Raw genomic sequence first — 7,215 nt, 5'->3', positions numbered from 1 at the left:
GAATGCGGATCGAGCGCCGCCAGCATTCCCTGGATCGCGCCCTTGATCAACGTCTTGTCATCGACCTTGTCGACATAATCCGCCTTCACCCGGTTGAAGACGTCGATGAACTGGTCGAACTCGCGGTACGTATCGGTATCCACCGCGGCCATCGCGGCGGTCGCAACCGGGAGGGCGGTCAGCGCGGCGACGATGGCGGTCGCGGTAAGCAGGGGACGAGGCATCTTCATTCCTGGAAAAACGGCCCGACGATCGGTCGATGCAAACCTTAGCCGCTTTAAGAGTGTCGAGCAAAGCACCGCGGCGCTGAACATTGCATGACCAGACGTTGGGAGCGGGGGTTCATCCGATCAGCGCGGCGATATCGACCGGGCGACCGCGACGGCGCAGTTCGACCGCGATCCGCGGCTCCTCGCCCGTCGCCGCGCGGCCGATCGGCGCGCCTACCGCGACCCGCATCCCGGGCGCGACATCGACGCTGCCGAGCCCGGTGACCAGGCTGGTCCAGCCATCGCCATGATCGATGATGACGATCGTCCCGTAATCACGGAAGCGCCGCGCATAGCGGATCGTCCCGGCCGCCGGTACGCGGACCATGGCCGCCGAAGCGACCGCAAAGGTCAGCCCGCGCGACCGCACGCCGTTGTTCGAGATCTCGGCCAGGCCCGTGACCAGCCGGCCCGCGACCGGCAGGCGATAGGCGTCGGTCACCGACGTCGTCGACGTCGCAGGCGTGCCCGGTCGCGGCCGGGGGCCGTCGAGCCGCATCAGCTGGGCAGCGGTCGCGACGGCGGTATCGCTTTCCTGCATCCGGTCGACCAGGTCGCGCGCCTGTTCGCCGAGCGCCAGCGCACGGTCCGATTCGCCGATCGCGGTCCGGCCGAGTGCGGTCGCGCGCTGGCGATGCTGCGCGCCCAATACCGCGAGCGCGGTGCGGTCGCGCTCCAGAGCTGCGCGGCTGTCCTGCGACGCCTGCGCCGCGAGCAGCGCACTCGCCTGCAATGCCCGCGTCGTCGCCACTTCCGTACGCATATCGGCGGTACGCGCCTGCACATTGGGCAGTGCCGTTCCCAGGACCGCACGGACGTGGATGAGGTCGTCGACCGATCCCGGTTGCGCGATCGCGACGACGGTCGGTCCACCGGCGAGCGATTCGAGTGCCGCCAGCAGCCGTGCGATCGGCATCTGCGCAACGCCAAGCCGCGCGCGCTGCGCCTCCAGCAGCCGATCGACCAAGGCCGCGCGCGCCTGCGCCGCCGCCAGCCCCGCCTCGGCGGCCCGCACACGCGCGCCGAGCACCGCCTCCTGCGCCCGCGCGCTATCCGCTGCGCTGCGTTCGCCGGATGCCGCCTGTTCGAGCTGCGTCGCCCGCGCCTGCGCGACGGCCGCCTGCTGCTTGGCGAGGATCAGGCGCCGGCGATCGTCACCGGCCGTCTGCTGCGCGCCGCTACCGGCCGCCAGCAACCCCGCCGCCACGATGATGATCCGCCCCCGCATCGGCTAACCCTCGCGGTGATAGGGATGATTGGCAAGGATGCTGGTCACGCGAAACAATTGCTCGGCCAGCATCGCGCGGGCGAGCAGATGCGGCCAGGTCGCGCGGCCGAACGACAGCAACAGGTCCGCATCCGCCCGGGCGGCGGCGTCGAACCCGTCCGCCGCGCCGATCTCGAACCGCGCCTCGCGAACACCCTCGTCGCGCCACCGTCCAAGCCGCTCCGCGAACGCGACCGAGCCGAGCATCTCGCCCTTCTCGTCGAGCAGCACGCGCTTCGTGGCCATTGCCAGCGGCGGCGCTTTACCCCCCTGGTCGGGCAATTCGGTCAGCTTCGTCGGCCACGCGATCCGCTTCATATAGCGATCGACCAACTCCGCCTCGGGCAAACGCCCGATCCGGCCGCGCGCGACGATATGCAGCTGGATCAGGCCTGGCCCATCTGCGGCGCAGGTGCCTGACCGATTGCCTGCGAGGCAGGCGGCGCGTCGCCGAACGACCACATCCGTTCCAGATTGTAGAAGCTGCGCACCTCGGGCCGGAACAGGTGGATGATGACGTCGCCCGCATCGATCAGCACCCAATCGGCGGTCGGCAGGCCCTCGATCCGGCAATGCCGACCGAACTCGCCCTTGATCCGCTCGGCCAGCTTCGCCGCCATCGATGCGACCTGGCGGGTCGAGCGGCCGCTCGCGATGACCATATGGTCCGCGATCGACGATTTGCCGGCCAGCGGGATCGAGATCGGCTCGACCGCCTGATCGTCGTCGAGACTGGCGAGGACGAGGTCGTGGATCGCCTGGCTTTCGGCGGAATCGGCGGGACGTAGGGTGGACGAGGTCAAGACAACTCCTGGGACGGCGGATCGACAAAGACGCTGATCCAGCCGGGATTGGCCGCACGGATTCGCGTCGCGGAGGTCGGGTCGGGGCGGAAGCGCAACAGCACGATCGCCGGCAATCTCCACGTCGTCCAGGTCTCAGCACTGTCTGCGGGCTGTCGAAACCGCCGCAACCAGGCCATCGCGGGGGCCGCGAGGACGCCGTCATCATACCCCGGACGCGCGATCACCGCAATCGGGATCGTCCGTGCGATCCGACGCCAGCCGCGCCAGCGGTGGAACTGCGCCAGATTGTCCGCGCCCATCAGCCATATGAACCGCCGCCTGGGGTAGCGACGTTTCAACGCGCGGATCGTGTCGAGCGTGTAGCGCGTGCCAAGCCGCGCCTCGATATCGGTCGCCCGGATCGGCGCGCGCCTGGCCATCGCCTTGGCCGATGCCAGGCGTGCTGCCAGCGGTGCCATACCCGCGGCAGGCTTCAGCGGATTGCCGGGCGACACCAGCCACCATGCCTCGTCTAGCGCCAACGCATCGATCGCGGCGAGCGTGATCCGACGGTGGCCGCAGTGCGCGGGGTTGAACGATCCGCCGAGCAGGCCGGTGCGGGTCAAGATTCGAGCTGCCAGTCCTCACGCTCGTGATAGACACGCGACATCGCGAAATCCGGACCCGTTTCCTGCGTTGACCACCCATCAATTCGCCGAAGATCACCAAGCGATGGCGCAGTCCACCGGACGTGCGTCATCGTGCGCGGTGTTTCGCGATCATTGCATCGAGTTCGGCCGTCACCTCGGCATGATCGATCAATTCGCCGCGATCTGCCGCATCTATTCCCACCTGGATGAAGGCGTCGAAATCAGCCTCGGTTCCTGCAACGCGCCGGATCGCTTCCGCTGCGAATTGCGCACCGGAGATGCCTCTCGAAAGCGCAGGACGATCGACCGGTGCCGATGTCCCGGCATCCAGCGAGGCGGTGATTTTGGCGGGCGCGTTCACGAGCGGAGTGTATAACCAAGCCGATACCGCATCAACCCCGAACCTGCCCCGTACCGCGCCCGACCCATTTATACGTCGTCAGCCCCTCCAGCGCAACCGGCCCGCGGGCGTGCAGTCGGCCCGTCGCGATGCCGATCTCCCCGCCCAGCCCGAACTCGCCGCCATCCGCGAACTGGGTCGAGGCGTTCCACAGCACGATCGCGGAATCGACCGCGGCCAGGAACCGATCCGCGACGATCGCGTCCGCCGCGACGATCGCATCGGTATGGTGCGATCCGTGGCGCGCGATATGGGCGATGGCCCCCTCGACACCGTCCACCACCGCGACCGAGGCGATCGCGTCGAGATATTCGGTGTCCCAATCCGCGTCGTCCGCCAGCGTGACTCCGGATACCTTGGCGCGAGCGGTCGCATCGCCCCGAACCGCGCATCCCGCCGCCAACAGGCGCTCGACCAGCGCCACCGTGTCAGGGTAATCGCGGTCGATCAGCAATGTCTCCATCGCGCCGCATACGCCGGTGCGCCGCATCTTCGCGTTCACCACGATCGCCTCCGCCATCGCCGGGTCGGCGGACGCATCGACATAGACATGGTTGATCCCGTCCAGATGCGCCAGCACCGGCACGCGCGCCTCGGCCTGGACGCGCGCGACCAGGCTCTTGCCGCCGCGCGGGATGACGAGGTCGATCGCACCCTCCGCCGTCAGCATCGCCCCGACCGCCGCACGGTCGGCGATCGGTACCAGTTGCACCGAATCCGCCGGGACGCCGACGCTGACCAACCCGCGAACGAATGCGGCGTGGATCGCACGGTTGCTCGCCAAAGCTTCGCTACCGCCGCGCAGGAGGACCGCATTGCCGGCCATCACGCACAGCGCCGCTGCATCCGCAGTGACGTTGGGGCGGCTTTCGTAGATGATGCCGATGACGCCGATCGGCACGCGCACCCGTTCAAGCCGCAAGCCGTTGGGCCGATCGCGCGAATCGATCACCTGGCCGACGGGATCGGCAAGCGCGGCTACGGCCTCGATCCCGTCGGCGGCGGCGGATAGCCGTGCAGGGTCGAGCCGCAGGCGGTCGAGCATCGCAACCGATAGTCCTTGTGCTTCCGCGCTCGCCATATCGTCGGCATTGGCCGCGCAGATTTCATCCGTCGCGATGCGGATCTCCGCGGCGGCACGGTGCAACGCGTCAGCCTTTCGCTCGCACGACGTCGCCGCCAGCGATCGGGCGGCAGTCCGCGCCCGGCCGGTCATTCCGGCGATCAGCATATCCGGCGTCGGGGCCGGCATCGTGGAGGGGTCGTCGCGTGCCATGGCGGACACGCCCTACCACGCCCCACCCTTTCAAGCCATCCGAACGCTTGCTATCCGGTCACAATGCGTCGGGTATCGTCGATAATCGGCGCGTCAATGGCAGGGATATGTCCTGGCCAGCACATGCGCATAGCCGTCCTTGAGCGGCAGGCGTTTTTCCGCAGGCGACAGCGCAGCCAGGCCGTCGAGCATTTCCATGATTCCGATCGACTGCCCCTCCGGAATACAGACGACCGGGGTCTTGCCGGCGACACGGCGGGCCTCGCCCTCGGCACGCAACTGATGCGTCGCGGTGGCCGCCTCGGCTTTCAGCACGGGATAGTCGGGCGACGTGAGCGCCATCAGCGGATTGGCACGAAGCGGCTCCGCCCTGGCGAGGAATGTCGCCACGCTCATCGCAGCCATCGCCGGTGTCGCGATCGCCATCGCAGCCGCAGCGGACAGGACAAGGACGATCGGAAATCTGGACGACATCGACGGCACTCCGAAAGGGGATGCCGCCGACTACCGTCCTGTCCCTGTCGCGCGGCTGAACCGGTCGCGGCGGGGCTGGTTATGCGCCCAGCGGGGTTGGCGAGCCGAACGGGCCGCTCGGGCGACGCGTCTTCGGGATCGACGTCCCGGCACGCGGCACCGACCGAGTTGGCCCTTGATCGACACGACCGATATCGTCGCCGGCGATCAGCTTCTTGATCTCGTCGCCCGACAGCGTCTCATATTCCAGCAACGCACCCGCCAGCAGATGGAGCTGATCGACATGATCGGTCAGCAACTGCTTGGCACGGTTCAGGCCACCTTCGACGATCGTCTTGATCTCATCATCGATCAGCTGCGCGGTCTGGTTCGACATACGGACAGGCTGCGACGACGAATAGCCAAGGAAGCTCTCGCCCTCGGGTTGCGCGTATTCCACAGGTCCAACCTTGTCCGACATGCCCCATTTGGTGACCATGTCGCGTGCGAGACCCGTCGCATATTGAATATCCGACGACGCGCCCGACGACACCTTGTCGTAGCCGAAGATCACTTCTTCCGCGACGCGACCACCCATCGCAACCGCCAGATTTGCGTACATCTTGTCGCGGTGATAGCTGTACGAATCGCGCTCCGGCAGCCGCATAACCATGCCCAGCGCCCGGCCGCGCGGGATGATTGTCGCCTTATGGATCGGATCCGACGCCAGTTCATGGATCGACACGATCGCGTGCCCCGCCTCATGATAGGCGGTCATGCGCTTCTCGTCGTCGGTCATGACCATCGAACGCCGTTCGGCGCCCATCATGACCTTGTCCTTGGCCTCTTCGAACTCCGCCATCGCGACCAGGCGCTTGCCCTTGCGTGCTGCGGTCAGCGCGGCCTCGTTGACCAGGTTGGCCAGGTCGGCGCCCGAGAAACCCGGCGTGCCGCGCGCGATGGTGCGTGAATCGACGTCGGGCGCCAGCGGCACCTTCTTCATATGCACTTCGAGGATCTTCACGCGGCCCTCGATATCCGGCCGCGGCACGACCACCTGGCGATCGAACCGGCCCGGCCGCAACAACGCAGGGTCGAGTACGTCGGGACGGTTGGTCGCGGCGATGATGATGATGCCTTCGTTCGCCTCGAAACCGTCCATCTCGACCAGCAACTGGTTCAGCGTCTGTTCGCGCTCGTCATTGCCATTGCCCAGGCCTGCGCCACGGTGACGGCCGACCGCATCGATTTCGTCGATGAACACGATGCACGGCGCGCTCTTCTTCGCCTGCTCGAACATGTCGCGTACCCGGCTCGCACCGACGCCGACGAACATCTCGACGAAATCCGAACCCGATATGGTGAAGAACGGCACACCCGCCTCACCGGCGATCGCGCGGGCGAGCAGCGTCTTGCCGGTACCTGGCGAGCCGACCAGCAACGCGCCCTTGGGGATCTTGCCACCGAGCCGCGCGAATTTGGTCGGGTCCTTCAGGAACTCGACGATCTCCTCGAGTTCCTCGCGCGCTTCGTCGATGCCGGCGACGTCTTCGAAGGTCACACGACCCTCCTTTTGCGTCAACATCTTCGCGCGGCTCTTGCCGAAGCCCATCGCGCCCGACCCGGAACCCTTCTGCATCTGGCGAAGCACGAAGAAGCCGACGCCGAACATCAGCAGGATCGGCAGCGACTGGTACAGCAGCACCATCCAGATCGATGTGCCTTCGTCTGCCCTGATGCTGAACGTGACGTTCTTCTTGCGAAGCGTCGGCACCAGCGCGCCGTCGCCCTGCGGCATCGCCTGCGTCTTGAACTTCTCGCCCGACGTCAGCGTACCGCTGATGACGTCGCGACTGATCGCCACGTCCTTCACGGTGCCTTCGTCGATCTTGTCGAGGAACGCCGAATAGGCGATCGCATTGCCGCTGCCCGCCGCGGTGTGCCCGCCGTCGAACAGCGTCACGAACATCGCAAGCGCGAGCAGCACGCCGACCCAGATCAGCAGGCTTTTCATCCAGGGATTGCCGCCATTGCCGCCATCGGGCTGCTTGTCGTTCTCGTTCATGCGCGCATGTACCTTTCGGTCTTCAAGATAAGCGCGCAGCGGTTAATGGC

At 66.9% G+C, this 7,215-nt stretch carries 8 protein-coding genes and 1 pseudogene; 1 reads left to right on the top strand and 8 read right to left on the bottom strand.

Translation table 11 applies throughout. The features are described 5' to 3' along the window. The 5 genes and pseudogenes from ACFE7D_RS04530 to ACFE7D_RS04510 all read right to left on the bottom strand — a co-directional run. Window positions 1-224: pseudogene (locus ACFE7D_RS04530) on the bottom strand (peptidase S41); the annotation flags it as partial. A gap of 118 nt (window positions 225-342) precedes the next feature. Beyond that, window positions 343-1,497 (bottom strand): murein hydrolase activator EnvC family protein, encoded by a 1,155-nt coding sequence (locus tag ACFE7D_RS04525; RefSeq protein WP_375394236.1) that lies wholly within the window; start codon window positions 1,495-1,497, stop codon window positions 343-345. A gap of 3 nt (window positions 1,498-1,500) precedes the next feature. Beyond that, window positions 1,501-1,923, bottom strand: a complete 423-nt coding sequence (locus ACFE7D_RS04520) for a 23S rRNA (pseudouridine(1915)-N(3))-methyltransferase RlmH (RefSeq protein ID WP_375394238.1) — start codon at window positions 1,921-1,923, stop codon at window positions 1,501-1,503. Continuing rightward, the gene (gene rsfS, locus ACFE7D_RS04515) at window positions 1,923-2,339 is read right to left on the bottom strand and encodes a ribosome silencing factor (RefSeq protein WP_375394235.1); all 417 of its coding nucleotides are present in this window, start codon (window positions 2,337-2,339) and stop codon (window positions 1,923-1,925) included. Before rsfS ends, ACFE7D_RS04520 begins: the two co-directional genes overlap by 1 nt. Further along, the gene (locus tag ACFE7D_RS04510) at window positions 2,336-2,947 is read right to left on the bottom strand and encodes a nicotinate-nucleotide adenylyltransferase (RefSeq protein WP_375394234.1); all 612 of its coding nucleotides are present in this window, start codon (window positions 2,945-2,947) and stop codon (window positions 2,336-2,338) included. Before ACFE7D_RS04510 ends, rsfS begins: the two co-directional genes overlap by 4 nt. A 106-nt stretch (window positions 2,948-3,053) precedes the next feature. Here ACFE7D_RS04510 and ACFE7D_RS04505 point away from each other — a divergent pair, with 106 nt between their 5' ends. After that, on the top strand, window positions 3,054-3,347 hold the full coding sequence (locus ACFE7D_RS04505) for a hypothetical protein (RefSeq protein WP_375394233.1): 294 nt from the start codon (window positions 3,054-3,056) through the stop codon (window positions 3,345-3,347). Between the two features lie 16 nt (window positions 3,348-3,363). On the opposite strand, the gene ACFE7D_RS04500 is transcribed toward ACFE7D_RS04505, so the two are convergent. From ACFE7D_RS04500 to ftsH, 3 genes are all read right to left on the bottom strand, one after another. Beyond that, a complete protein-coding gene (locus tag ACFE7D_RS04500) occupies window positions 3,364-4,647 on the bottom strand; it encodes a glutamate-5-semialdehyde dehydrogenase (RefSeq protein WP_375394232.1) in 1,284 nt (427 codons plus the stop codon). Between the two features lie 93 nt (window positions 4,648-4,740). Continuing rightward, window positions 4,741-5,121: a hypothetical protein gene (locus ACFE7D_RS04495; protein WP_375394231.1), complete on the bottom strand. Its 381-nt coding sequence runs from the start codon at window positions 5,119-5,121 to the stop codon at window positions 4,741-4,743. 79 nt (window positions 5,122-5,200) lie between these two features. Then, a complete protein-coding gene (gene ftsH, locus ACFE7D_RS04490; RefSeq protein ID WP_375394230.1) occupies window positions 5,201-7,165 on the bottom strand; it encodes an ATP-dependent zinc metalloprotease FtsH in 1,965 nt (654 codons plus the stop codon). Between the last annotated feature and the right edge of the window lie 50 nt (window positions 7,166-7,215).

The sequence above is a fragment of the uncultured Sphingomonas sp. genome (assembly GCF_964244235.1).
Classification (GTDB): Bacteria; Pseudomonadota; Alphaproteobacteria; order Sphingomonadales; family Sphingomonadaceae; genus Sphingomonas.
Note: the sequence above shows the minus strand (reverse complement) of the source record. Positions and strands in the feature narration are given on the sequence as shown.